The following is a 23866-nucleotide window of genomic DNA, read 5'->3' on the forward strand; positions in this document are numbered from 1 at the left end:
CCCGATATGTCCCAAGCGTCGGAGCCCAGGGTGTTCCGAGTACACACCCCTTCGACCATCAGGACGGGCCATGACCGCACCGATCACCCCGAAGAACACCGCAGTACGACGAGCCACTCTGCTGGCAGTATGCGTGAGCACCGCAATGCTCATGCTCGACATCGCCGTCGTCAACACCGCCCTGCCGTCGATCGCATCCGATCTCGATACCGGAGTCAGCGCCCTGCAATGGGTGATCGACGCGTACACGCTGGCATTGGCGACGGTGGTTCTCAGCGCCGGATCGTGGGCAGACCGACGGGGTCGACGCCATGTTTTCATCATCGGCATTCTGTGGTTCACCACGGCATCTCTGTTCTGCGCTCTGGCGCCGAACATCTGGGTGCTCGACCTCGCGCGGGCCGCTCAGGGTATCGGCGGTGCCGTACTCTTCGCCTGCTCACTTGCCTTGCTGGCGGACGTGTTCGAGAAGGGTCCCCAGCGCGCGACTGCTCTGGCTGCATACGGCGCCACGATCGGGGGCGCGTTTGCCGTCGGCCCACTGGTGGGCGGGTTGCTCACCGAGTTGTTGGATTGGCGCGCAATCTTTTTGATCAACGTTCCGATCGGGTTGATCACACTGGCGATGACGGTGCGGTGGGTTCCCGAGTCACGCGATCCTCGACCTCGCCGCGCGGACGTGCCCGGGCAGATTCTGGTGTCCACCGGCCTGGCAGCTCTGGTGTTCGGTTTGTTACGCGGTAACGAGGATGGGTGGTTCGAGCCGCAGCCGATGATCGCCGCGGTGATCGCCGCGGCCGCCATGATCGGTTTCTCCCTGCACGAGCTTCGTACCACCGAGCCCATGCTGCCCCCGCATCTGCTCGCCAATCGGGCCTTCGCCGGAGCGCAGGTCGCAGCGTTCTCGATCTCCGCCTCCATGTTCGCGGTGTTCGTCTACACGACCATCTACCTGCAGAACGTGCTGCATCTGTCTCCCGTGGACGCCGGCCTGGTGTATCTACCGGCGACGATAGCGATGTTCGTCGTCGCGGGCGCCACCGCGAAATTGGACGGGCGCATCCCCGTCTCGGTCTCGTTGACGTGCTCGCTTCTACTCGTCTCGGTGGGGCTGGTCATGATGACCGTCGTCGACGTGACCAGTTCGCCGTACGCGATACTTCCCGGATTTGTTGTCGCGTGCGTGGGGGCCGGGGTGTTCAACCCCGTCATGAGTGGGTTGGTTCTGGGCGAAAGCACTTCGAACCATTCCGGATTGGCCGCAGGGATCAACGACGCGTTCCGGCAGACCGGCATCGCAGTCGGGGTTGCCGTGCTCGGCGCCTTCCTTCCGGCGCAGTCGATGCTGCCCGGCGGATCACCGGACGACTTTGTCGGTGGACTTCGGTTGGCTCTGTTTGTCGCAGCCTTCATCGCAGCTCTCGGTGCGTTGGTCTGTGCGGCGACGCTGCGCACTACCAGCGTCAACCAGACTCTTTCCGAGGAATCCGAGCAGATGTTGACGAGAACTAGTTGACCGTTTTGTCCTGCATGTATGAATTTCGCTCCTTAGAATCGAACCGTCCTGCGTCCGCAGGTACGAGGGGAAACGGATGATCTATCGACTGCTCGGGCCGTTGGAGGTCGCACGGGGTCCGGCGACGAGCGACGTGATCGATCTGGGCCCTCGAAAACAACGAACGGTCCTTGCCGTTCTACTGCTCAACCGTGGTCGCGTCGTCTCCACCGACCGGCTGATCGATGCTCTCTGGCACGACGACGCACCGGCGAGTGCGATGGCAAGCATCCAGGCGTATATCTCCAACCTGCGCCGAGCGCTACGCGTCGAAACCGGTACGGCGTCACCGATAGTGCGTCAATCGCCGGGCTATGTCCTCGAGGTCGCTCCGGCAGACGTCGATCTGTCGGTCTTTCTCGACGACGCCGAAACGGCGCGACAACACGCTGAGAACGAACGGTGGCAGGAGGCTTTGACGACCGCTGACCGTGCCCTCGCCTCGGTCCGGGGGCAGCTTCTGGACGACCTGAACGACGCGCACTGGGTGGAGGTGGAAGCCGCAGCCTTCGAGGAAGTGCGGACCGAGTGCCGGGAGACCCGGATAACGGCGCTTCTGGCTCTCGGGCGCCTGGCACCCGCGCTGGTCGAAGCTGCTCAACTCTGTAGCGAGTACCCGTTCCGCGACCGGACCTGCTGGCTGCGAATGGTTGCCCTGCATCGGGCGGGCAGGTCACCGGAAGCCTTGGAACAGTTTCGATTACACGCGTCTCGGCTCGACGCCGAGCTGGGACTGGAGCCCGGCGGGGAGCTGACAGCATTGCAAGGCGCGATCCTGCGCCACGAACCCGGCCTGGCCGCCTGGCCGCGCACTCCGGGATGGACGGGGGCCGAACAAGTGTCGGTCCCGGCTTCTCCCCCAGCCGTAGCAGCGATGCCCGAGACGGATTCCTCACGCTTGTTCGTCGGGCGCGACGCTCAGACGATTGTCGCCGACAAGATGCTCGACGACGTTCGCCGTGGCTCACCTCGCTGGTTGATCTTGACCGGCCCCGCCGGCATCGGCAAGACACGATTCGCCGAGGAGTGTTCGTCGAGAACAACGTCCATTCGAGGAGCCACCGTCTGGGCACGTTGCCCGGAGGACGACGGAACGCCGCCGTGGTGGCCGATCCGCCGACTGGTTCGGGAACTCGGAGCCGACGCCGATTTCGTACTGACGCCGCCGACGGACATCGATCCGGACGAAGCGAGATTTGCCGTCTACGAACGGGTTCGCACCACCATCGAAGCTGCGGCGAAAGATGCACTGTTGACCGTCGTCATCGACGACATTCAATGGGCCGATCCCACGTCCCTTCGTTGCCTGACCTACCTGGTCGGCGCAATGACCAGTGCCAGAGTCTGGTTCGTGTCGACGCTCCGAGACTCGGAAGTCGGGCCGGCAGTGCGCAAGTTCGAAGAAGCCGTACTCCACGGCGAAGGAAACCGAACCATGATTGTGCCGGCGCTCGCGCAGGGCGAGGTTGCAACACTCGCAAGGTGCGTCTCCGGGGACACGCTCGACGACGCGGAGGCGCGAACCCTGGCGGAACGAACCGGCGGCAACCCGCTGTTCGTCTCGGAGTACGCCAGGCTTCCCCGGAACGAGCGACTGGGCGACGGCATCCCCGTCGCCGTTCGATCTGTCCTCGGTCGACGGCTTGCCGCAGTGGAACCGGCAGTGTTGCAAGATCTTCGGGTTGCCGCAGTTATCGGCGACGCCATCGAGGTGTACACGCTGGCCGCAGCCACCCGTCTCGACGTCGACACTCTCGCCGACCATCTCGACGCGGCTGCTGATGAACGAATCATCGTCGCGGACTCGGCAAACGGCGGTTACGTCTTTGCTCACGGCCTACTCCGAGACGAAGTCCTCGAAGCGATACCCACGCTTCGTCGCCAGCGGATACATGCCCGAGTTGCCGAAGTGCTCGAAAATTCCTCCGATCCGGACCGGCTGAGCCGCCGCGCGCAACATCTGATGTCGGCACTTCCCCTGGTCGATCCACTCGTCGTTCTGGAGGCATGCACGGCTGCAGCGCAGGATGCGACCGATCGGTGGAGTTCGGAGACCGCGGCCGAGTGGTGGGAGGCAGCTGTCCGCGCATTCGACTCACTTCCGGTGTCCCAGCAATCCGCTGACGATCGGGACGACCTGCTGGTGGCCAGAGTCGAGGCCCTCGCCCGCGCAGGTCGAGGGCAGACAGTTCTCGACGTCGTCAATGCCGGTCTCCTCGAGGCTGTTCGGGAGGGGCGGACCTCCGCCGTCGGACGATTGGCAGGCGCATTACTTCGGGCCGCCGGTGCGTGGCCGTGGGTTTCCTACGGTACCGATCCGGGACCACTGCTCGAACGGCTCGCGGCGGTCGAGCCCTTGGTCGAGAACGACAGGGCAGCTCACGCACGGGTTCTTGCTGCGCTGGCGGTGGGAAGTTGCTACCACCCCGAAGCCGAGATCCCGAATCGATGGAGCGCCCGCGCTCTCGACATCGCCCGCGAACTCGACGATCCGGATGTGATCGCGGACGCGCTGCTCGGACGGATTCTGCTTTTCTCCGGAGTCGCGCTGCACAGCGCGGAGTCCATGCGCCTACTGCGCGAGCTTTTCGAACTGCCGCACCAACAATCGCGTGTCGACAGCGTCGTCGGACACGCCGTCGCGAGCATGACGGAGATGAATCTGGCCAATGTCGATGCCGCCGTCAAACACGTCAGGCAGGGGATCATCGGCTGCGAGCTACTGAGACTCCCGGTGGTTCGGGTCCAATTACGCTGGATGGAAGCAACTCTCGCCGAATGGTACGGAGACTTCGCGCAAGCCCGCCGGCAGTACGAGACGGCCAGGCAGATCCATCTGCAAACGGAGTTGTACACGGCTGGCAGCGCAGATCTGGCGTTCAACACTCTGGAATGGGAGCGAGGTGCGTTGGCAGAATCTGATCCCGGTGTCGTGGAACCTGATTCGTGGACCATCGCCATCGATGCCGCCCGAGGCGAGCGCGAGGCCACTTCCGAAGGCATCAAGAAGTGGCTGATCAATCGCGGGCCACAGACGTGGACGACATTGGGACACCAGACACTACTTGCACGCGTCGTGGCAGATCTGGAACTGGTCGAATACGCCGACACGTTCATCGGCCTTCTCTCGCCATACACCGGCTGCATCGCAACGGTGGGCCATGTCGGTGAACTGGGCTCGGTCGCCGAAGCCTCCGCGCGTCTGCACGCGCTTCTCGGTCACGTCGAGCAGGCATCGACTCTCCTGGATCAGGCCGAGAAGATCGCCACTGGCTCCGGTGGAGCACCAACACTGCTGCGCTGTCGACTGCTTCGGGCGCTGCTTCGAGAGCCGTCCGCCGAACGTGAACGGGAGCTGACGGAAGTGGCGGCCGAATCGGAGACACTCGGCATGCGGGGCGTAGCTGAACGAGCGCGATCGACATCGCCCTGAACTGCGAGAATGCGCTTGGATAAAACTTGGATCCGCTTGGGATACATACGTCAAGAACCACCCAAGCCTGTTCGGACATCCTTCCCTTGACCGAAAGACGGATGAGGAAAGGAAGACCATGAACCTTCAAACCCCCACGCTCGACGCCGCGGTCGAATCACTGCGCGCAGAGGTGACCGGTTCCGTTTCCCTGCCTGGCGAAACGGGATACGAGTTGGCGATTCCGTGGAATGCAGCGGTTCCCGTCGCGCCTGGCGCGGTGGTGGCAGTCGAGAGCGCGCAAGACATTGCCGCAACTGTGCGATTCGCGGCGAAGTTGGGCCTGCGCGTCGGTGTTCAGCGCACCGGCCACGGCGCGGTCCCTCTCGGCAGTGACGTTCTCCTCGTCCACACCGGCAGGCTCACGGAGTGCGTCGTCGACCCCGAAAACCGCACTGCCCGAATCGGCGCGGGCTTGATCTGGCAGGACGTCATCGACGCTGCCGCACCCCACGGCTTGGCGCCACTGGCAGGTTCTTCACCCACTGTCGGAGTCGCCGGCTTCCTCACCGGTGCCGGCATCGGCCCGTTGGTGCGCACGTACGGGCTGTCGTCGGATCACGTTCGTTCGTTCGACATCGTCACCGGCAGTGGCGAACTCATTCATGTCACCCCCGACGAACATGCCGAATTGTTCTGGGGGCTACGCGGCGGCAAGGCCACACTGGGCATTGTCACAGCCATCGAGATCGACCTACTACCTGTCACCCACTTCTACGGCGGTGCACTCTATTTCGACGGCGCAGATGCAAGCGCGGTCGCGCACGCCTGGCTGGACTGGGGCGCCGACCTGCCTGAGCACAGCTCGACCTCTCTTGCCTTTCTGCAACTTCCACCCCTTCCACAGGTTCCGCCGCCGCTGGCCGGCAGGCTCACCGTCGCGGTCAGATTCGCAAGTCTTGCCGAGGAATCCGATGCCAAGTCACTGATCGACCGAATCCGTTCAATCGCAACACCCTTGATCGACGCAGTCGGTGTGCTGCCTTATGCCGCCCTCGGGGCAGTGCACGCCGATCCCGTCGACCCGATGCCGACGCACGAATCCACGGCATTGACCAACGAGCTGTCACACGAGGCCGTCGACGCATTGCTGGCCGCTGCCGGACCCGGATCCGGTTCACCCCAAACCGTCGTCGAATTACGTCTCCTCGGGGGCGCCCTCGCACGGGAACCTGAGCACCGCAGCGCCTTCTGCCATCGTGACGCTGCCTTCTCGCTGTTCACCGTCGGAGTTCTTGCCCCACCGATGGTCGACGCGGTAGTCCCGCACGCCGAGACTCTCGGACGAACGATGGCGCCATGGACGAACGGGCATGCACTGCCCAACTTCGCGCCGAGCGTCGACCCGGAGAAGATCGCCCGCACCTACGACGAGGACACCGCTCACTGGCTGAGCGCTTTGGCGGACACGCATGATCCGCAGGGAGTCCTGGCCGTCGGTCAGGTCATGCGCCGGATCGCCTGAACTTCGCCAACTCTCGCAACCGGACCAGATCCCAGGCGTGCCGGGGGCGACGGATGCCCGGTCGATCTCGGGGGACTCTGACCCTCAGCGCCTGCGGACTGACCGTGCATCTGACCGGAGTTGGCATCACCAGCGCCTCGCCGTCGACGCCGACCGGAATCTCGTCGGTGTCGGCGTCGACGATCACCTCGAATCCGGTGCCCTGAGCCAGACCGTGTTGATGCGCCCGATGGAGCAACCCGATGGCCTGACGGGCACTGCTGACGGAGATCGCGACGATTCCGAGAGTGCCCCGGTCCAATCGCGGCCGATGACCGAGCCCCGCCAGGTCGTTCATCTCGTACGGGCCGTTGCTGACCAGCACAGCCTGTGGACCCACCGCGGACACGCTCGGGGAGCGCGCGGTCAACACCGCTCCGGCACGTCCGGCGAGGAGATCCGGGAGCATCTGCAAGAAGGTGCTGGTCTTGGCGTCGCGGTACTCCGGACTCTGGACTACCTCGGCGTACGCCCCGAACGATGCGTTGTTGACGAAAGTTCGACCGCCGACATTTCCCAGATCCACCGTGACCTCGACGCCGTCGACGAGCGCGTCGAGGCACCGAGATGGATCCTCGAGATCGAGCCCCAGATCCGCGGCGAAGTGGTTGCGCGTTCCCGCGCTGACGACGAGGAAGGGCAGGTCGTGTTCGGCCGCGACAGCAGCAACCAGTGCCTGTGTTCCGTCGCCACCGGCCACACCGAGTAGGTCGGCGCCGTCCGCGACCGCCTGCCTGGCCAAGGCCGTCACGTCGATCTTCTCGGGCCCCTCGAGCAGTGCGACCGTGGCCCCCCGTTCCTCGGCCTTGCGTTTCAAGTCGAACTTCTCGACCTTGCCACCACCGGAGTTCGGGTTCATCACGAAGAACGGCTTGACGGGCGGCGGTGCCGGTCGCTCGACAACCGGCAATTCCTTCTCCTCCCCCGCCAAGGCGGTGCGAGCGCAGATACCGGCTACGACGAACAACCCGATCGCGAGCAGCACCACCCACAGGAGTCGTTCTCGGACCAGGAAGGTGAGCACCACGATCGGGGTCAGTACCACCACCGCCAACGAGATCCAGCGGAGGAATCCGCGGGTGGTCAGAAACCAGTACACGGCTACGACGCACACGACCACCCCACCGATCCCCAGGATCAGCATGGTCAAGGCTTTCAGTCCGGCGAAGATCAGGAGCACCGCGACTGCAAGAACCAGGGCCGCGAAGGCTGCGCGCGCCAACCAACTCTGTTTCGACGAGGGCCGATCCGTGTGGGCAGAGGTCGTCATCGAGCCACCTCCCCGCGATTGTCATTTCGGCCGGTACTTCGACGCTATCCCTTCGAAGCAGGCCAGTCACCTACCGGCAAGAATCTCGCGATCGCGCACTGCTACTTTATGACGACACCTCGTCATAAAAAGGAGTAACCGTGACAACACCGACGTCCGAAGCGTGGGAATCCGCCGAAGGAACCCTGACCGGCATTCGGAAAGCCGGACTCCACGGACTGCGTTGGACGGCCTGGTTGGCCGGCGCGACAGGTCTCGCACAGTTGGTGTCGATCGGGCTGAACTTCACCGACACTGTCAGCGGAATCGTTCCGGCCACGTACCCGCCTGTAGATGTGGCGTGCAGCGTCGTCGCGCTCGTTCTTCTGGTCGGCCTGCTTGTCGGCCGCCCCAACGGTCCCGCGATGTTGTCGAGTCTCGCCCTCCTCATGGCCATGCTGATGGCGCCCACCCTTCACAAACATGCACCCGAGTCGCTCTGGCTGGCGGCGGCACACGCCGTCTCGGTCGTCGCCGTCATCACGCTGTCCGTGATGACTTCGCGGTTCTCCAGTGCCGAGTTGGATCGGTCGTGACACCGGATTCACCCCTCTCGCTTGCAGCCGAGGAATGGATCACTGATCTCACTACCGCGGAGATGGAGCGATTGCGCAAACGCACGACGCTCACACTCGCCGAAGAACAAGAGGTCTGCCGATCCGTACGCTCGATCGCGCAGCAGATGATGCTCGCACCCGTCTCGATGTGGCAAGGTGATCCGCGCCTTGTTGCGGACCTGTTCGACCTCCCCGTGACCGTGAATCAGACCCAGGAGGATCGACCATGCCGAAGTTGACCGGTGGCGCGACAACCGCAGAGCACAAAATCGCCACCCGAGAAGCCATGTTGGACGCATTCATTCGCGAACTTCACGAGCAGGGCTGGCAAAACGTGAAGCTGCAGACCGTGGCCCAGGCGGCCGGCGTCTCGCGGACAGCGGTTTACAACTACTTCCCCGACAAATCCGCGTTGCTGCTCGCCTGGTCCACCCGCGAGATGGATAGATTCCTACTCCTGGCCGAGCGTGAACTCGCGGACCGCGAGAATCCTGTGGACCGACTCGAAATCCTCGTCAAACTGACACTCGTCGAGTTCTCACTGCAACGATTCACAGGAATCGCGTTGGTCGAATTGTTGTCAGCGCAGGATCGCGAAAGTTTCCTCGAACATATTGTCCCGCTGTCGGTTCTGGTCGAACAGCTCGTCCAGGAAGGTGTCGACGCCGGTGTCTTTGTCGATTCCGATGCTGCCGCATCCGCGCAACTCATCCTCGCCTGCGTGGAAAGCCGACGCCCGATGCTCATGGCCGGCGACCGAGTGGACGCCGTCGTAGCGACCACCGTCCCGTTCATCATGCGCGCGTTGGGCGTTGCGTGGCCGACTTCCCTCGCGGCCGAACCCTCCGATCGCTCTGCTCACGATCGGTAGGATCGCAGATATGCATTTCGACCTCCCGCCCATCGATCAGCAGGCCGAGCGATTGATCGAACTCGGTGTTCACGAGATGGCCGGACTTTCTGCCGGCGATGTCAGGGAGGCCGCAACCGGGCACGGTGATGTCGGACTACTCACCGTGCACGAAAAACTGGCTCCGGCTTCAGTTCTGACTCCGTTGCTCGAGCTCGGGAACAAGCGCGGATTCATAGTCGTCGACATGGCGGACGTCGATCTGTTCACCCCCACCGAGCAGTCAACGCTGCCCGAAAGCCCATTACATCTGCTCAGTGGAGTCGACCGCGGGGATCACCTGGCCAACTGGAGTCCGGACGAAGCATTGCCCGCAATCGTCGACGCAGACCGTACGCCGCTGACGCTTACCGAAGGCATCCACTGGCTGTTGCAGCGCCCCGACATTCTCGAACGCGGAAAGTGTTTCATGACCATCGGCTCCCGACTGCGCAAACCTGACGGATCCTTCGACACCAGAACTCCCGCCGTGTGGATCAGCAACGGAACCGGTCGCGACGGCAAAGACAACCGCAAAGCCCCGAAAGTCGGGTGGTGCTGGTGGGGTAACCGCCACACGTGGTTGGGGTTCGCATCGGCGAGCGACCGGGTACCGCTCCCGAACTAGAGCACGGTTGCGCGGTCGAATCGGTACCGATCCTTCCACGGCATCTCGGCCTCGAGCATTGCAGCGGCAGAAAGTAATTCCGCGTCGCAACCCCATTTCGCCGAGATCATGATGCCGAGTGGAACGCCGTCTTCCGTCCAACCGAGTGGCAGACTGATCGACGGGAAACCGGTTGCATTGGCGACGACGGTGTTTCCGGTGAAAGCGACCATGTCGATCAGTTCGGTCGCGGGATCTTCGTCGTTGCGCAACTCCCCGATCGCAAGCGGCGGCTTCGTCACAGTCGGAGTGACAACAAGGTCGGCGTCGGCGTAGTCGAGACTCCATCGCCGCGCCCAGGCCTGAACAATACCGATTGCCGCGGCCAGCTCACCCGAAGACACCTGGTTTGCTTGAACTCGCAAGTGCTGCACTATCGGACGCAGAAGGTGTTCGTACTCCTCCGGGATCGGCTTGGTTCCCGCCAAAGACGAGAACATCTTGACGAAAGCATCGATGAAAATGTCATCGCGAGCCTGCGGTCGCTCGAACACGTTGTGACCCAGCCCCTCCAACACAGACCCAACCTTCGATACAGCAGCCGAGAGCTGCGCATCCACGGCTCCGCCGGAGACCGATCCGTGAGCAAGAGCGACGGTCAAGGGGCGAGCCCGAACTCCCCCAGCCTGTACGACGAACTCTTCGAACGACTTCGGCCGAGGCGGGTGGATAGTTCCGGCGCCGGGTCGCGTCGCCAGAACGTCCAGCAGCGCAGCGGTATCGCGAACTGTCCGGGCGATCGGCCCCTTGCTCGCAAATCCGAAGTTGTCATGCCCCGCCACGCCCATCGTGATCAAACCGCGGCTCGGCTTGAGGCCGACGACTCCGCACGTACTTGCCGGCGAACGCAACGAACCGGCGGTGTCACTTCCCTGTGCAAACGGCACCAGACCAGCGCCGACGGCGGCAGCAGCGCCGCCACTGCTGCCGGCGGCACTCCGCGTGCGATCGAACGGGCTGCGAGCAGGCGGAGCGACTTCCGGCTCGGTGTAACAGGCTGCCCCGAACTCGGGCACCGTCGTCTTACCGATGTCGATCAACCCACCTTCTCGGATCGCCTCGACGATCTCGTCGTCAGCGTCCGGCACGAAGTCGCGAAAGAGCGCCGATCCGAAGGTCGTGCGAATGCCGCGCGTTGCATCGAGGTCTTTGATTGCCGTCGGAACGCCGAACAGCCGCGGAAGGGGCCCGGCGTCCCGCTCGTCCAACCTGCGCTGCGCTTGTTCGGCGAGGGCGACTGCGTGCTCCCCGGCGATCGTCGTGAAGGCGCCGACGTCATCGGAAGTGGTCGCACGGTCGACGAAGTACCTGGTGACTTCGGGAATCGAGACCTGTTTGGCGGCGATCACACCGGCAAGTTCGACGGCGGACAGTTGATGGAGATCGGTCATCGGGCAGCGCTCCTTGGAGGTCGATGGACACTTGTAATTTCGATACGCGTATCGCTATTGTTGTCAGCATGGTATCCGAATCCACCAGCTCTGCAAGGGCTGGTCGACCAAAAGCATTGAGTCACAGACAGATTCTTGATGCCGCGGCAGAGATCGCCGATACGGACGGCCTGGATGCGGTGTCATTTCGAGTGCTCGCCGAACGACTCGGCATATCGCCGATGTCCGTCCACCGCACAACCGGCGGCATCGACGCCTTGAGGCGAGATCTGATCTCGACTCTCGTAGGCGAAGCCGTCTCGTCGATCGACTGGCCGACCGATTGGCGCGGGGTTGCCCGCACGTTCGCCTACGGCCTCCACGACCTCCTGATGCGCCATCCCCTGGTCCTGGAAGCCCATCGGCAGGCATCACTGGAAGCACCCGGGGCCGACGATACCGCCCACCGAGTCGTGAGCGCCCTTTCCTTGGCAGGCCTCGAGGACGAGCAGGCCACGTACGCATACGGCGCGCTGCATGATTTCGTCACCGGACACGTCGCAATTCAATTGGGACGCGGCGCTTTCGACAGCGCACCTGCCGATCGACGCGAGGCATCGGTGTTCGCACTTCATCACGATCCCACCCGAAGGTTCGAGTTCGGAGTCGCCCTCATCCTGGACGGTGTGGCGTCGAACGCGCAGCAAGGAACCACATCATGACGAGCAGCGTGACCACAACCGAAATTCGCGACGCGTCGGGGCGTCGTATCGCATTCTGCGAGTACGGCGATCCGACTGGCCAGCCGGTAGTCGTGGCCCACGGATCACCTGGCAGCCGATACGAAGGGCTCTCACTCCACAACGCGTCTTCGACGGCAGGCATACGGCTGATAGTCCCCGATCGACCCGGCTTCGGACGCACGGATCCGTACACGGACAAGGGATTTCATTCCTGGGACGACGACTTCGTCACCCTGGTCGATCACCTCGAGTTGGGCTCGGCCACACTGATGGGTTTCTCCGGAGGCGGCGGTTACGCGCTCGCAGTCGCTGCAGCCGTTCCCGAACGAGTCTCGAAACTGGTGCTGGCGTGCGCCATGATCCCCGGGGCACCGCGAGATACTTTGCGACGCAGAATAAAACTGGTATCTGCGTTGTACTTTGCCGCCAACTGGGCTCCCCGTGTGGCCGGCGCAATACTCGCAGGAACCGGAGTGTTCTCCAAGCTACGCAGCGACTCAGTCTCGATCTGGCCGGCCGCCGATCAGGCCGTCATGACCGACGAGGTACATCGCCCCGCTCTCCAGTTGGATTCATCCGAAGGGATCGCACAGGGCGGATCCGCAGGGGTTGTCGACTTGGCTCGGTATCGCCACGAGATGCCTGGACTCTTCCAATCGATCTCGGTACCAACGGTTTTCCTACACGGAACCGACGACGGAAACGTACCCATCGAAGTAGCCCGCTGGGCACACTCGTTGATTCCCGACTCTCGCTTCGAAGAGATCAACGGAGGCGGCCATCTGTTCGTCGTCGCGGACCCCACTCCACTCCTTCGCGCCCTCGCCTAATTCCCTCTTGACTCGAACGCGTGTTCGAGTATGATTTGGGGAGGGGATCGGGGGATTCAATGAGTGTCTTGTTGTCGGATGTGGTGTCGGGTTCTGCGGTGGGGTTACGCGGACGGTTGTGGCAGTTGACTGCTGCCGAGTTGCGCGCTGCTGCCGTCGAGGCGAGTGCGGAGATTCTGCGCCTGGAAGCCGTTCGAGTGGCCGTGGTCGACGAGTTGTCGTTGCGCCCGGATGATCAGGTGATCGCGAGCCGCGGGGTGGGTGCGTGGTTGGCGGGCAACACGATGCTGCAGGTTCGGGACGGGAAGAAGATCGCCGCGTTCGGTGCAGCGTTGCGGCCGTTTCCGGCGGTCGCGGCTCGGTTCGATGGCGGGGACTGCTCGTTCGAGCATGCCGTGTTGATCGTGGCGTTCTGTGAGTCACCACCGAAGGGCATGCCAGACGCCGCGCTCCCTCGCTGTATCGACCTACTGTTGGCGGCTGCGTCGGGTGTGGAAGCGACGACCACGAAAGTGCGGAACGTGATCGCGACCTTGGAGCGGTTGTTCGAATCGGATGAGATCCCGCCCGCCGAGGATGTCGATCTCAATGAGTTGCGGATCGCCTCGACGCTCAATGGTCGGGTGGTGGTGCGTGGGGATTTCGACGCCCTCACCGGCGAAATGCTGCTCTCCGCGTTGTCGAATCTGACGATGCCCACCCCGGCACCGGACGGGACTCCCGATGCTCGGTCGGCGGCGAAACGGACCGCGGATGGGTTCACCGAACTGATCCGCCGCTATCTCGACTGCGCCAAAACAGGCACAGACGGTGGTCAACGCCCGCACGTGAACGTGCACATCAATGCTCGTGATTTGGCTGAGCATCGGGACTGTGCCGCACAGTCTTCGGATTCGGGTGATGACGGCTCACTGGAGCCGGCCGATCTTGATGTCGGGCACATGCCCTGGCTCGGACCGCTGTCGGTGTCGCAGACCAGGCTTCTCGGGTGTGATTGTTTCCTGTCCACGGTTCTGCTCGACGGTCACGGCGCGCCGCTCGATGCGGTACCAGGGAAGAGGTTGGTCACCGCCGAACAGCGAGTGGCGTTGATTGCCCGAGACAGGGGCTGTGCGTTCCCGGGTTGCACATGTGTGCCGGCGTGGACTGATGCGCACCATATCCGGCACTGGGCGAACGGTGGCCCGACGGTGATGAACAACCTGGTCCTGCTGTGCCGTTCACATCATCGGTTGATGCACCGGAAATCAGGGTTCGTCGGGAAATGGGTGATCCGGATCGGTGTCGACAACAAACCGTGGTTCGTCCCACCACCCTCGATCGACCCCGGCCAGCACCCACGGCCCGCGAACACCACCTTCAAAACCTGAGAGGTCAAACCTCTTTGGCGACAACAGAACACGGACCAGCGCCGCATCGAGGAGACCTCGATGCGGCGCCAAAAAACATGCTCAGCCCAAGTCGGCGACAATCCGCTCGGCGAGAGGCCGTGACGACGCCGGATTCTGACCGGTGTAGAGCTTGCGGTCCACCACGACATAAGGCGACCACGCCTCAGCCTTCGAGAATTTGCCGCCCAATTCGCGTAGGCGAGTTTCGAGCAGCCACGGAGCCTTGTCCGCCAGACCAGCCTGCGTCTCCTCTTCGTTGGTGAACGCGGTCAGCTGATAGCCGTCGAACAGCCAGCTTCCATCGGGTCTCTGGGCCGGCAGGAGTGCCGCCGGCGCGTGACAGACCGCCGAGACCACCTTGTCCGCGTCCAAGAAGTTCACGAGAAGCTCACCGAAGGATGCCGACACCGCAAGATCCTCCATCGGTCCATGTCCACCCGGCACAAAGACCACGTCGTAATCGGCAGCATCGGCGTTCTCCAAAATCTCCGGCGAATCGAGCACCGGCTGCAGATCGGCGATGTACTTGCGCATACGGTCGGCGCCTTCTTGCCCGCCGTTCACCTCGGGCGCCAGGCTTCCCTCGTCCACAACGGGAGCTCTACCGCCAGGCGTCGCGATCACGATCTCGTAGCCGGCGTCGACGAAAACGCGATGCGCCTCGACCAGTTCTTCCGCCCAGTACCCGGTCGGGTGGGGTGTTCCGTCCTTCAGCGTCCAGTGATCTGCAGAAGTGACCGCAAACAACAGCTTTGTCATCGCGCAACCTTTCGTCGGTAAAAGGAACCCATTGGTGACAAGACACCATCTTCAAGGCCCGATCAATGAAATAACGTCCAGTCAGTGCAACACGCTGCCCTTGTGAGAATTCCTCACCACCGCAGAATCACGTCACCCGTCAGGTCCCGATCGGCTTGCCGAACAGTCCCGCGACGAGTTCACCAACCGCATCCACCCAGACTGGCCAGGTCCTCTGATCAAGCGCCATGGATCCAGCGTCGAAGGTGCTGCATCCCTGCTGAGCAGGCACACCAGCGAACCGATCGCGAAGCCACAGTAGAGCACTCGGCAAAGCGACGACTTCCATGCTGACATGCTCACTGAAGTGGTCTCTGGTGTAAACGACACTCGCAGAAGGATCTTGGCAATAGGTATCGACAAGTTTGTTCACCGGGCCAACAGGCACCAACCAGTCGGGATTCGACTGATAAATGTACATCGGCACGTCAGGAACAGACTTACCCATGGCAGCTCGGGAGAGCGCAGCTCTCACCGTGGGGTGTTGGACCGGATCTCCCGGGACATCGAGGAAGCCCTTGATGTTGAGGAAGGGCACTGCAGCCGACGTCCAGAGCATGCACAGGTTGTCCTTGGCAGCGAAAAGCGCTCGGCCGGCAGGGTTTATGTGCTGATCGATGAAACCTGCAAGTTCAGGATCTTCTCGGCTCACTCCGATTACACCGGCAGCGACGATCCCGGCCCCGAGAGCGTTGTTGGCATTGTCGAGCAAAGCGCCGAGATCCGCGGCAACACCACCTTCGGCGACTCCGACGATATTCAGTTCCGGCGCGTACGCCTGCCGTATTTCAGCTGCGTGACCGGTAGGAATCGATCCACCCGAGTAGCCGAGCAGCCCTACGCGAGTTGACCGCCCTTGCAGCTCCATGGGTTCGAAGTTCTCAGCAGCACGAATACCGTCGAGCGTGATCCGGGCCGCGACGGGGCCGGAGGCGAAGGAAGAATTGGGTCCCTGATGATCGGGCACCGACAATGCCCAACCCTGCGCCAGTGCCGCCTGCACTTCGAGGAATTGAGCCCCACCGGTCGCAGCGCCCGTCACCAGCCACGGCAACGCGCCTTGCTGCATGACATACGAAGGTGCGCAGTAGTTTCCGAGTGAATCCTCTGCCATCTGAAAGGACAGCAGCGGGCGCGGGCCTCCATCGCGAGTGTCGCCACGCGGCTTGATCACTGTGGTGACAGCAGGAATTGCCTCGCCCGCAGCATTATTGGATCGATACGAGATCTGCCACGCATCCACGTTGGTCGGAATCAGGTTGAGAGTACCGAGATTCACCGCACGAGCGGCGATGATCTCACCCGGTTGCTTGGATTCGACGACCTCGACAGGCGGTTCATAGAAGGCCTGGTCCAGTTCAGGCAAAGGCGGTACAACCGCAGGCGGCAGGGCAGGCTGGACCTGAATTTGGGCGGGAACACCTTCGTCCGGTGCCGCTGAGGCAGGTGCCGAAAGTCCGATCTGCCCGATTACTGCAATCACGGCAATCGCGAGGCCCCCGCATTGTCGGTCAGTTGTCCAGCGTCGTCCCATACCAATTCCTCCCCGGAAAAGCACAGATTGCCTTGTGTTGCCGCAGTTCTCATCACGAGCACACAAGTTAGATGCGAGTGTCTAACACATTGAGGACGAGAGTAGAGCGTTGTGGGCCGGATTACAATCCCCTGGTGTTCGTGACCTATTCGTCGGCGTGAAGGGGCGCGTCGTCGATCAACGCATTCAAGAGCACCGTCATCAGATCGACCAGTACCGACACGGGAGGACGAGGCTCCGCAGTGCTCCACTGGTGCACCAGCGCGGTAAGCGCGCCGATGAAGGCGGTGGACGCCCACCGGTAACCACCTGGCGGTTCGTAATCTTCGCCCACGATCCCTTTGATGATCGACTCGAAAAATGTTGCCCAGACCGAACGTTGGTCCACACGATGCTTTTCCACCCGGGGACTGACACCTACGACGTCGATGAAGGCAACGTGTGCGCGTCGTGGGTCACTTCCGACCGACTCGACGAAGGCGGCCATGGCCGTCGCTGCCTTGTCACGGAGATTGACCGAAGGCTCTGCATCGAGTGCGTCGACCATTGCAATTCTGGCGTCGAGTTGGATCTGGTCATACAGCGCGAGGAGTAGATCCTCGCGACTACCGAACTCGTCGTAGAACTGCCTTCTGGCCAGACTCGCGGACGCGCAGATATCCGCCACCGAACTTCCGGCATACCCCTGGTCTGCAAACACGCTGAGAGCAGCATTCAAAAAGAGGGAACGGCGTTCGGCCTTGCGAGCCGCGACCGACCTTCCGCCGTAATTTCTGTCTGTTTCAGCGATTGCCACGTCTGCCAGAGTATGCGGCATCGCGCCGCACACAAAACGCATCTGACCTGCTGCAAAGTTCCTTCACCACCACTACCGGCGCACCGGCACTGCAGCACGATCAGGCCAATACGAAGGCCACGGCAAAAAGTGTCCAGGCGGCAGCGAGAACCGTTGACGCCGCAGTAACTGCCCCGGTCACGGCAGGTCGAGTGCTGCGGTTGCGCGCGGCGATGATCCCGACCGTCATCAAAGTCAACGCCACCAGGAACGACAAAACCACGATTTTCACCAGCAACCCCTTCGACGGCGGTCAACAGAACCGGAGACTATTTAGATAGTACACAAATAAATCGTGCATTAATTAAACTCGAAGTCCGTCAGGGAACTCTTGACAGAATTCAAGAGCGCCTGTCAGGCTGGTCCTGACGAAAGGAGAACTTCTCATGGAAGACCTGATCGAACGCGCCCTGACTGCGAAGATCGAGACCGCCGCGATCACCACGGTCAACGCCGCGATCACCGAGGCCGGCACTCAGGCAGACAAGATTGTCGGAACAGATCCTTTACCTGGTAGCCCTGAGTGGGAGGCAGAACAGGACACCGACATCCCGGCGCAGCGTCAGATGGCGTGGCAGTTGGCCTGTTTCCGGATTCAGCTCGCCGCGGGTATCGATTCGACGGCAAGCGTCATGAGCCTGCGTAGATTCGGCGCAACATGGTCAACCATCGGCCGCGCTGCCGGAATGACCCGTCAGTCCGCGCATGAACGGTGGGGTCGACGTGTATCGGACATGCTCGATCCCTACGGAGTCGGGATGCCGCCCATGGTGCCGAATGATGATCCGACTCAGCCCTGACTATCAATCGCGCGACTAACAATCGCGTCACTACCGATCCGGCAGCAGCGCATCTGCTTTCGCGACCAGCATAGCGCGCTCACGCTCGTTCCCGGCCAGACGAGCCGCTTCGAGGAGTTCGGTTCTAGCCTCCTCGGATCGGCCGAGCTGACTGAGCAACTCCCCCCGAACGCTGGGAAGCAGGTGGTAGTCGGCCAGTTCACCTGAAGCGACAAGCTTGTCGACGAATTCGAGCGCAGGGCCAGGACCGTATGCCATGAATACCGCCGCCGCATGATTGAGGTCGACCACGGGCGATGGCGCCAGTTGCGCCAGAGCCTCATAGAGGATGACTATTTTCTTCCAATCGGTGTCTTCGAAAGTTGCTGCTCGCGCATGACATTCGGCAATCGCCGCCTGCAGGCCGTACGGGCCTCGTCCACGCCCGACGGCGTCAGCTCGTTCCAGCGCGGCAAGCCCACGCGAGATCTGTAGGCGATCCCACCTCGTCCGATCCTGGTCAGCCAGCAGGATGGGCTCACCGGTCGAGGTTGTCCGAGCGCCGAATCTCGAGGCTGTCAGCTCCATCAATGCGACAAGGCCGTGTACCTCGGACTCCCTGGGGACCAATTCGGCGAGTATTCGCGCGAGCCGCAGAGCCTCAGCACTGAGCTCCGCCCGCATCCACTCGTCCCCGGAACTGGCTGCATAGCCTTCGTTGAACACCAGGTACAGCACTCCGAGGACGGCGCTCAATCTGCTCGAAAACTCTTCTCGCCCTGGAACTTCGAAAACCGCTTTCGAGGCGGTCAGCGCCTTCTTCGCGCGGACTATCCGCTGCTGCACCGTCGCCGTCGGCGTGAGGAACGCTTTCGCAATCTCTTCCGTGGTCAAACCGCCCACCACTCGAAGCGTCAACGCCACCTGCGCTTTTCGATTCAACACGGGATGGCAGGCGATGAACATCAGACGAAGGACATCGTCGTCGATGCGGTCCGGATCCCAGCTGACGTCGTCGAAATGTGAAGCGTCGTTCTCGAGTTCACGCGCAAAGTGGGCGTAGCGCTCGTCCAACCTCTCACGTCGTCGCCACCCGTCGATTGCTCGTCGTGTCGCCACAGATGTCAGCCAGGCAGCGGGGTTTCTCGGAACCCCCGTCGCGGGCCACTGCTCGACGGCTTCGAGCAGAGCCTGCGCGGCCAGATCCTCGGCGAGATCAAGATCTCCGACGGTGCGAGTCAACGTGGCGACAATCTTCGCGGATTCGATACGCCAGACCGCGTCGACAGCCTTTCTCGTTTCTTCTCGCACCGCCTCGTCGGTCATGGTTCAGCCTGCGACCGGACGATCGGTACCGAGCTCTTCACGCCAGCCGGCCTCTTTCTGGATGTACTCGTTGTCCTGATCGAAGTCCGACATCTCGCTCACGCGGCGTACCTCGAGCTTGCTTCCCGGCCCGAGCGGGCAGCGCTTCGCCCATTCCAAGGCTTCGTCTTTGGTCGACGTCTGAATGATCCAGAATCCCGAGAACAACTCCTTCGTCTCCCCGTACGGGCCGTCGGAGACCAGCGGAGGATCGGACTCGAAATCGACGATGAATCCCTCCTCCATCGCCAGTCCCTCACCGGCCAGCAAGACACCTGCCTTGATCAGGGACTCGTTGTACTGCCCCATCGCCGCGATGATCTCGTCGAAGTCCATGTCCTTGGATGCTTCGATAGCCTCATCGGTGGAACGCATGATCAGCATGTACTTCATGAGAATCTCCTTCGTTCGTGGACCGCTCTGTTCGGTCCCTCTGCTTACACGTCGAACGGCGCACTCACCGATCGACAAACTTCCGAAACAATTTTTCCGAGGACATAACCGCCGGTCGCGATACGCTGCCCACGGTATCGGCGGACGGGCCGTCGGGCCGGTCAGAAGTCGAGAAATCCCGGCACAACTTCGCGAACGAGCCCGGTCGCGTCAGAGCTCCCGTAGAAATACACCGACCCGTAACCGAATAGGTACTCCTCTACGAAATCGGGGTGGGACTCAGCAACCACCGGCCACCCCTCTTCGTTGATCTGGAACAGGAAGCTGTGTCCATCCGCCTCGACGGCATCGGCGTAGGACGGTTCGTTCTGAATGAGCACCGGTTGCGGAGCTATCAACACCAACGGCATCACCTCGTCGTCCGAGGGAATCCTGATCAACGCCGCGCTGCCAAGGCCCGCATGGCTGCCCGCCGATTCCGCACTTCGTGACGACGGCAAGTGCAGGACTGCCCTAACCCCGATGTCCGGGTATTCGAGGTCGTCGTCGCCGATGGAGAAACCTCGACGGATGAAGATCGAAAGCTCTCGCACGCCGAGCCACGGCGCCGTGTGTGCCTCGAGCGTCAGAAGGTACTCGTGCGACCGCAGAATCGCCTGACCAGCGAAAACCTGCGGAGGTCGTCCACCAATCCGTGCCCCACTTTTCGAATCGCTCGAACCCACCCCGAGATGTACCCTGTCCACCGGCGTCATCCTAGGGAGATCCGACGGGTGTCGGAGGGAGACTCTCCGATTTCCTACAATCCGCTGGTGACGTAGGCCACAATCAGGCTCGATGATGGGTGCATGACAACATTCCCGACTCTCGACCCCGAACTCGCCGCGGCACTCACCATGCTCCCGAAGGTGGACTTCGCTGACCTCCCCAACGCACGGGCCACCTACGACGCTCTGGTCGGCACCATGTTGGCCGACCTGTCATTCGACGGAGTCTCGCTTCGTGAACTGTCGGCACCCGGCCTGGACGGCGATCCGGAGGTCACGATTCGTTTCTTCACCCCGGACAACACTGCCGGCCCTGTCCCCGTTCTGCTCTGGATCCATGGCGGCGGATTCGCAATCGGCACCGCAGAATCCAGCGATCCATTTTGCGTCGAGGTGGCGCGGGAACTCGGATTCGCCGTTGCGAACGTGGAGTACCGCCTCGCCCCCGAAACCCCCTTCCCCGGCCCCGTCGACGACTGCTACGCCGCACTCCTCTACATCCACGCCCATGCCGAGGAGCTGGGGGTCGATCCACGCCGCATCGCAGTGGGAGGGCAGAGCGCAGGCGGTGGACTGGCCGCAGGCACTGTCCTCAAAGCCCGTGACGAGGGCGTTGTGCCCGTGGCCTTCCAATTCCTCGAAATCCCTGAACTCGACGACCGCCTGGCGACGGTCTCGATGACGAACTTCGTCGACACCCCCTTGTGGCACCGCCCTAACGCCATCCTGTCGTGGAAGTACTATCTCGGCGAGTCGTATTCCGGTCCCGAAGATCCTGACGTGTCCATTTACGCTGCGCCGTCCCGGGCTACCGACCTCACCGGCCTGCCGCCGACCTACCTGTCCACCATGGAACTCGACCCGCTCCGCGACGAAGGAATCGAATACGCCCTTCGGCTGCTGCAAGCGGGAGTCAGCGTCGAATTGCACTCCTTCCCCGGAACCTTTCACGGGTCGGCACTGGTCGCGACCGCCGCGGTCAGCGAAAGAGGTGCCGCCGAAGCCCTCACTGCGCTCAGGAGAGGGTTGCGTTCGCTCTCGCCGGTCTCGTAGCGTTGCGAGATGCAAGGACTGATGTACCGGCTTGCCGAGCTCGATGCAGACTCGGCAGGCCTGGTACGTGTCATCGATTACTTCGACGCCCTCGTGCGGCACGGCTCCGACACCGCGTCTTTGCTTCGTGCGAGCGCGCAGTTGGCGGACTGCGTCGTGGGTATCGAGATCGTCGAGCGCGGCAGAAGCAAGAAGAATTTGCGCCGTTGCGATCCGCGCGGCCGCTGGTCACCCGATCCTCAGCTCCCACCGAGCATGACCAGAAACATTGCCGTAGACGACGAGGTTCTCGGAACGGTATGGATCGAACGACCCGGGGCCAGCTTGCCACTCGACGAAATGCTCGTCGACCGGATGGCCCTGACCGCAGCGATAATTCTGCAACCGCGACGCCTGCCTACCGAAGCCGAGCACACTCGAAATCTGTTGTTCCCGATGGATGAACTCGCGGTGCTCACCTCCTGCGCCGGTCTCGGTATCGCACCCCAAACCCCAGTCCGTGTAATGGCAACCAAGGCAGTCTCAGACACGGCCGACGGCACTGCACACCTCGTCATTTCGCCAGATTACAAACCTGGCAAAGCCACTGGGATAGACGCTGACGGCGAGTATCTGAATCTCGTGACGGGTTCGTTCGCGGCGACACCCGAGCTGTCCGAGGCCGCGCTGTCGTCATTCATTCGCGCCGGAATATCTTTGACTGCTCCCGCTTCCGAAGTGAGCACAATACTGAGCACTGCACGATTCGCTCGTACACAGGCGTCGGCAACAACACCGATCGTGAACGCCGACGATCTCGGCGCCCTCAACCTCTTGGCGCCGGGACCACACATCGATCACTCGCGAATACCGGATCTGGTTCGTGCCGAAGAGATCGGCGATACCAAACAGGGGTTAGAACTACTCGAAACCTTGAGGTCATACCTGCAGTCCGGAACCTTGAGGGCCGCAGCAGATTCCATGCATCTTCACCACAGCAGCGTCGCGCACCGATTGGCGAAACTGTCCCAGCACGTCGGATTCCACGTCGATTCCATCGAGAACCGAGCACGCGCAACGGCCATGATGCTGGTCCTCGATGGCGGATAGGACCCACCGCGCATCACAGGCACTACGCAGTGGTTGACGATCTTTCGCGTTGAGCGAGCGCAACAAACGGCGCAAGCGCCGGATTCGGATTATCCGGGCGGTAGGTCACTGCCACGTCGAGAGTTGGTTGCTCACCGGCGATCTCACATAGATGGACACCCGGGATGCGGAGCATCCGCGCTCTGCCCTGGGGGATCGGCGCAATACCCACCCCGTCCGAGACGGCATGCAGCACCTGCTCGTCGTCGGCCTCGAATCGAACGATGCTGGGCGCCCCGTTTGGCCAAAGTTGTTCGAGCGTACGCAAATACATCCCCGGGGCGTTGGCCTCCGGCCAGAACACAACGGGGACGTCCACCAGATCTCCGAGTTCGAGCGTCGCTCGATCTCCGAACGGATGATCCACGGGAACAGCGACCAGGATAGGTTCGGTATCGAGGACGATCAGGGGAAGTTCTCGATCATCTTCATCGAGCGGCGGGCGAACAACCGCGATGTCGACGGCTCCGGTTCGGACGAGGTCGACAGTCTGCGCCGAAGTGCCACGATGAACGACAACTTCGACGCCCGGGTAGAGCCTTCGATAGGTGCTGACCAGATCCGCGACTGCGCCGCCCGCCCACGAACGGGTGTACGCGATGCGCAGTTCTCCGTCCACACCGCGCGCGGCCAACCGAATTCGTTCGACCGCCCGGTCCGCACACCCGATCAAAAAGCGCGCCTCTCGTACCGCCACCTTGCCGGCTTCCGTGAAGGTGAACTGCGGACCCCGACGATCCACCAGCGGAACTCCGAGTTCGCGCTCGAGAACCTTGATCTGCTGACTGAGGGCCGATTGCGCAACGTGGACGTTCGCAGCGGCTCGAGTGAAGCTCCCATGATCCGACAGAGCGATCAGATAACGGGCACGCTGCAGGTTCATACGGCGATTATAAGAAAAACAGATGGTGGTGTCACTACTTGGTC

23 protein-coding genes are annotated in these 23866 nt (G+C 62.4%); 13 read left to right on the forward strand and 10 right to left on the reverse strand.

Annotated elements, in window-relative coordinates; genetic code table 11:
* Positions 1 to 70: 70 nt before the first annotated feature.
* The 3 genes from M1L53_RS01755 (at position 71) to M1L53_RS01765 (ending at position 6492) form a co-directional block, all read left to right on the forward strand.
* Positions 71 to 1516, forward strand: coding sequence for an MFS transporter (locus M1L53_RS01755; RefSeq protein WP_054188287.1), 1446 nt, complete (start codon positions 71 to 73; stop codon positions 1514 to 1516).
* Positions 1517 to 1592: 76 nt separating this feature from the next.
* Complete coding sequence (locus M1L53_RS01760; protein ID WP_083471227.1) at positions 1593 to 4988, forward strand: BTAD domain-containing putative transcriptional regulator; 3396 nt, start codon at positions 1593 to 1595, stop codon at positions 4986 to 4988.
* Positions 4989 to 5106: 118 nt separating this feature from the next.
* Positions 5107 to 6492, forward strand: a complete 1386-nt coding sequence (locus M1L53_RS01765) for an FAD-binding oxidoreductase (protein ID WP_054188288.1) — start codon at positions 5107 to 5109, stop codon at positions 6490 to 6492.
* On the opposite strand, the gene M1L53_RS01770 is transcribed toward M1L53_RS01765, so the two are convergent.
* Positions 6473 to 7801, reverse strand: coding sequence for a diacylglycerol kinase family protein (locus tag M1L53_RS01770; protein ID WP_003943249.1), 1329 nt, complete (start codon positions 7799 to 7801; stop codon positions 6473 to 6475). The two genes, M1L53_RS01765 and M1L53_RS01770, sit on opposite strands and share 20 nt — an antisense overlap.
* Positions 7802 to 7941: 140 nt before the next feature.
* Here M1L53_RS01770 and M1L53_RS01775 point away from each other — a divergent pair, with 140 nt between their 5' ends.
* From M1L53_RS01775 to M1L53_RS01790, 4 genes are read left to right on the forward strand one after another with little or no spacing between them, the layout of a single operon-like run.
* Complete coding sequence (locus tag M1L53_RS01775; RefSeq protein WP_054188289.1) at positions 7942 to 8376, forward strand: hypothetical protein; 435 nt, start codon at positions 7942 to 7944, stop codon at positions 8374 to 8376.
* Complete coding sequence (locus M1L53_RS01780; RefSeq protein ID WP_007730221.1) at positions 8373 to 8636, forward strand: hypothetical protein; 264 nt, start codon at positions 8373 to 8375, stop codon at positions 8634 to 8636. The genes M1L53_RS01775 and M1L53_RS01780 overlap by 4 nt, the downstream gene beginning before the upstream one ends.
* Positions 8624 to 9268, forward strand: a complete 645-nt coding sequence (locus M1L53_RS01785; RefSeq protein ID WP_054188290.1) for a TetR/AcrR family transcriptional regulator — start codon at positions 8624 to 8626, stop codon at positions 9266 to 9268. The genes M1L53_RS01780 and M1L53_RS01785 overlap by 13 nt, the downstream gene beginning before the upstream one ends.
* Before the next feature lie 10 nt (positions 9269 to 9278).
* Positions 9279 to 9914, forward strand: a complete 636-nt coding sequence (locus tag M1L53_RS01790) for a DUF5701 family protein (RefSeq protein WP_054188291.1) — start codon at positions 9279 to 9281, stop codon at positions 9912 to 9914.
* Here the strand turns inward: M1L53_RS01790 and M1L53_RS01795 are convergent.
* Positions 9911 to 11344: an amidase gene (locus tag M1L53_RS01795; protein ID WP_054188292.1), complete on the reverse strand. Its 1434-nt coding sequence runs from the start codon at positions 11342 to 11344 to the stop codon at positions 9911 to 9913. The two genes, M1L53_RS01790 and M1L53_RS01795, sit on opposite strands and share 4 nt — an antisense overlap.
* Before the next feature lie 116 nt (positions 11345 to 11460).
* Here M1L53_RS01795 and M1L53_RS01800 point away from each other — a divergent pair, with 116 nt between their 5' ends.
* Genes M1L53_RS01800 through M1L53_RS01810 form a run of 3 tightly spaced genes read left to right on the forward strand, consistent with a single transcriptional unit; the run spans position 11461 to position 14266 of the window.
* Positions 11461 to 12045, forward strand: coding sequence for a TetR/AcrR family transcriptional regulator (locus M1L53_RS01800; protein ID WP_232319079.1), 585 nt, complete (start codon positions 11461 to 11463; stop codon positions 12043 to 12045).
* Complete coding sequence (locus M1L53_RS01805; RefSeq protein ID WP_054188294.1) at positions 12042 to 12896, forward strand: alpha/beta fold hydrolase; 855 nt, start codon at positions 12042 to 12044, stop codon at positions 12894 to 12896. Before M1L53_RS01800 ends, M1L53_RS01805 begins: the two co-directional genes overlap by 4 nt.
* Before the next feature lie 59 nt (positions 12897 to 12955).
* Positions 12956 to 14266 (forward strand): HNH endonuclease signature motif containing protein, encoded by a 1311-nt coding sequence (locus M1L53_RS01810; protein ID WP_054188295.1) that lies wholly within the window; start codon positions 12956 to 12958, stop codon positions 14264 to 14266.
* Positions 14267 to 14347: 81 nt separating this feature from the next.
* Here the strand turns inward: M1L53_RS01810 and M1L53_RS01815 are convergent, their stop codons facing one another.
* From M1L53_RS01815 to M1L53_RS01830, 4 genes are all read right to left on the reverse strand, one after another.
* Entirely contained in the window at positions 14348 to 15046 is a 699-nt protein-coding gene (locus M1L53_RS01815) for a type 1 glutamine amidotransferase domain-containing protein (RefSeq protein WP_054188296.1), read from the reverse strand.
* Positions 15047 to 15185: 139 nt separating this feature from the next.
* Complete coding sequence (locus M1L53_RS01820) at positions 15186 to 16619, reverse strand: lipase family protein (protein ID WP_054188297.1); 1434 nt, start codon at positions 16617 to 16619, stop codon at positions 15186 to 15188.
* A 145-nt stretch (positions 16620 to 16764) separates the two neighbouring features.
* On the reverse strand, positions 16765 to 17457 hold the full coding sequence (locus M1L53_RS01825; RefSeq protein ID WP_007735740.1) for a TetR/AcrR family transcriptional regulator: 693 nt from the start codon (positions 17455 to 17457) through the stop codon (positions 16765 to 16767).
* Between the two features lie 58 nt (positions 17458 to 17515).
* Positions 17516 to 17686 carry a hypothetical protein gene (locus M1L53_RS01830; protein ID WP_007735738.1) on the reverse strand — a complete coding sequence of 57 codons (171 nt, stop codon included), beginning with the start codon at positions 17684 to 17686 and terminating at the stop codon, positions 17516 to 17518.
* 154 nt (positions 17687 to 17840) lie between these two features.
* On the opposite strand from M1L53_RS01830, the gene M1L53_RS01835 reads away from it, so the two are divergent.
* Positions 17841 to 18254: a hypothetical protein gene (locus M1L53_RS01835; RefSeq protein ID WP_003942828.1), complete on the forward strand. Its 414-nt coding sequence runs from the start codon at positions 17841 to 17843 to the stop codon at positions 18252 to 18254.
* A gap of 30 nt (positions 18255 to 18284) precedes the next feature.
* Here the strand turns inward: M1L53_RS01835 and M1L53_RS01840 are convergent, their stop codons facing one another.
* The 3 genes from M1L53_RS01840 to M1L53_RS01850 all read right to left on the reverse strand — a co-directional run bounded on the left by M1L53_RS01840 (position 18285) and on the right by M1L53_RS01850 (position 20746).
* Complete coding sequence (locus tag M1L53_RS01840) at positions 18285 to 19559, reverse strand: RNA polymerase sigma factor (RefSeq protein WP_054188298.1); 1275 nt, start codon at positions 19557 to 19559, stop codon at positions 18285 to 18287.
* A gap of 3 nt (positions 19560 to 19562) precedes the next feature.
* Positions 19563 to 19991: a YciI family protein gene (locus M1L53_RS01845; protein ID WP_007735729.1), complete on the reverse strand. Its 429-nt coding sequence runs from the start codon at positions 19989 to 19991 to the stop codon at positions 19563 to 19565.
* A gap of 161 nt (positions 19992 to 20152) precedes the next feature.
* Complete coding sequence (locus M1L53_RS01850; RefSeq protein ID WP_054188299.1) at positions 20153 to 20746, reverse strand: hypothetical protein; 594 nt, start codon at positions 20744 to 20746, stop codon at positions 20153 to 20155.
* Positions 20747 to 20839: 93 nt separating this feature from the next.
* On the opposite strand from M1L53_RS01850, the gene M1L53_RS01855 reads away from it, so the two are divergent.
* Both M1L53_RS01855 and M1L53_RS01860 read left to right on the forward strand, forming a co-directional pair.
* Positions 20840 to 21811 (forward strand): alpha/beta hydrolase, encoded by a 972-nt coding sequence (locus tag M1L53_RS01855; RefSeq protein WP_007735725.1) that lies wholly within the window; start codon positions 20840 to 20842, stop codon positions 21809 to 21811.
* A 9-nt stretch (positions 21812 to 21820) separates the two neighbouring features.
* Positions 21821 to 22900 (forward strand): helix-turn-helix domain-containing protein, encoded by a 1080-nt coding sequence (locus tag M1L53_RS01860; RefSeq protein WP_232319080.1) that lies wholly within the window; start codon positions 21821 to 21823, stop codon positions 22898 to 22900.
* A 22-nt stretch (positions 22901 to 22922) separates the two neighbouring features.
* Here M1L53_RS01860 and M1L53_RS01865 read toward each other — a convergent pair whose 3' ends face one another.
* Complete coding sequence (locus tag M1L53_RS01865; protein WP_054188300.1) at positions 22923 to 23822, reverse strand: LysR family transcriptional regulator; 900 nt, start codon at positions 23820 to 23822, stop codon at positions 22923 to 22925.
* Positions 23823 to 23866: the final 44 nt, after the last annotated feature.

Source organism: Rhodococcus sp. T9N (assembly GCF_024436645.1).
GTDB classification, from domain to species: domain Bacteria; phylum Actinomycetota; class Actinomycetes; order Mycobacteriales; family Mycobacteriaceae; genus Rhodococcus_F; species Rhodococcus_F qingshengii.

What these genes read in the sequence shown, in the direction of transcription:
- M1L53_RS01850 (WP_054188299.1), bottom strand. Translation starts at nt 20,746, where the DNA reads ATGACGCCGGTGGACAGGGTACATCTCGGGGTGGGTTCGAGCGATTCG.
- M1L53_RS01860 (WP_232319080.1), top strand. Translation starts at nt 21,821, where the DNA reads ATGCAAGGACTGATGTACCGGCTTGCCGAGCTCGATGCAGACTCGGCA.
- M1L53_RS01785 (WP_054188290.1), top strand. Translation starts at nt 8,624, where the DNA reads ATGCCGAAGTTGACCGGTGGCGCGACAACCGCAGAGCACAAAATCGCC.
- M1L53_RS01790 (WP_054188291.1), top strand. Translation starts at nt 9,279, where the DNA reads ATGCATTTCGACCTCCCGCCCATCGATCAGCAGGCCGAGCGATTGATC.
- M1L53_RS01840 (WP_054188298.1), bottom strand. Translation starts at nt 19,559, where the DNA reads ATGACCGACGAGGCGGTGCGAGAAGAAACGAGAAAGGCTGTCGACGCG.
- M1L53_RS01825 (WP_007735740.1), bottom strand. Translation starts at nt 17,457, where the DNA reads ATGCGTTTTGTGTGCGGCGCGATGCCGCATACTCTGGCAGACGTGGCA.
- M1L53_RS01855 (WP_007735725.1), top strand. Translation starts at nt 20,840, where the DNA reads ATGACAACATTCCCGACTCTCGACCCCGAACTCGCCGCGGCACTCACC.
- M1L53_RS01820 (WP_054188297.1), bottom strand. Translation starts at nt 16,619, where the DNA reads ATGGGACGACGCTGGACAACTGACCGACAATGCGGGGGCCTCGCGATT.
- M1L53_RS01810 (WP_054188295.1), top strand. Translation starts at nt 12,956, where the DNA reads ATGAGTGTCTTGTTGTCGGATGTGGTGTCGGGTTCTGCGGTGGGGTTA.
- M1L53_RS01770 (WP_003943249.1), bottom strand. Translation starts at nt 7,801, where the DNA reads ATGACGACCTCTGCCCACACGGATCGGCCCTCGTCGAAACAGAGTTGG.
- M1L53_RS01845 (WP_007735729.1), bottom strand. Translation starts at nt 19,991, where the DNA reads ATGAAGTACATGCTGATCATGCGTTCCACCGATGAGGCTATCGAAGCA.
- M1L53_RS01805 (WP_054188294.1), top strand. Translation starts at nt 12,042, where the DNA reads ATGACGAGCAGCGTGACCACAACCGAAATTCGCGACGCGTCGGGGCGT.
- M1L53_RS01765 (WP_054188288.1), top strand. Translation starts at nt 5,107, where the DNA reads ATGAACCTTCAAACCCCCACGCTCGACGCCGCGGTCGAATCACTGCGC.
- M1L53_RS01795 (WP_054188292.1), bottom strand. Translation starts at nt 11,344, where the DNA reads ATGACCGATCTCCATCAACTGTCCGCCGTCGAACTTGCCGGTGTGATC.
- M1L53_RS01865 (WP_054188300.1), bottom strand. Translation starts at nt 23,822, where the DNA reads ATGAACCTGCAGCGTGCCCGTTATCTGATCGCTCTGTCGGATCATGGG.
- M1L53_RS01760 (WP_083471227.1), top strand. Translation starts at nt 1,593, where the DNA reads ATGATCTATCGACTGCTCGGGCCGTTGGAGGTCGCACGGGGTCCGGCG.
- M1L53_RS01815 (WP_054188296.1), bottom strand. Translation starts at nt 15,046, where the DNA reads ATGACAAAGCTGTTGTTTGCGGTCACTTCTGCAGATCACTGGACGCTG.
- M1L53_RS01755 (WP_054188287.1), top strand. Translation starts at nt 71, where the DNA reads ATGACCGCACCGATCACCCCGAAGAACACCGCAGTACGACGAGCCACT.
- M1L53_RS01835 (WP_003942828.1), top strand. Translation starts at nt 17,841, where the DNA reads ATGGAAGACCTGATCGAACGCGCCCTGACTGCGAAGATCGAGACCGCC.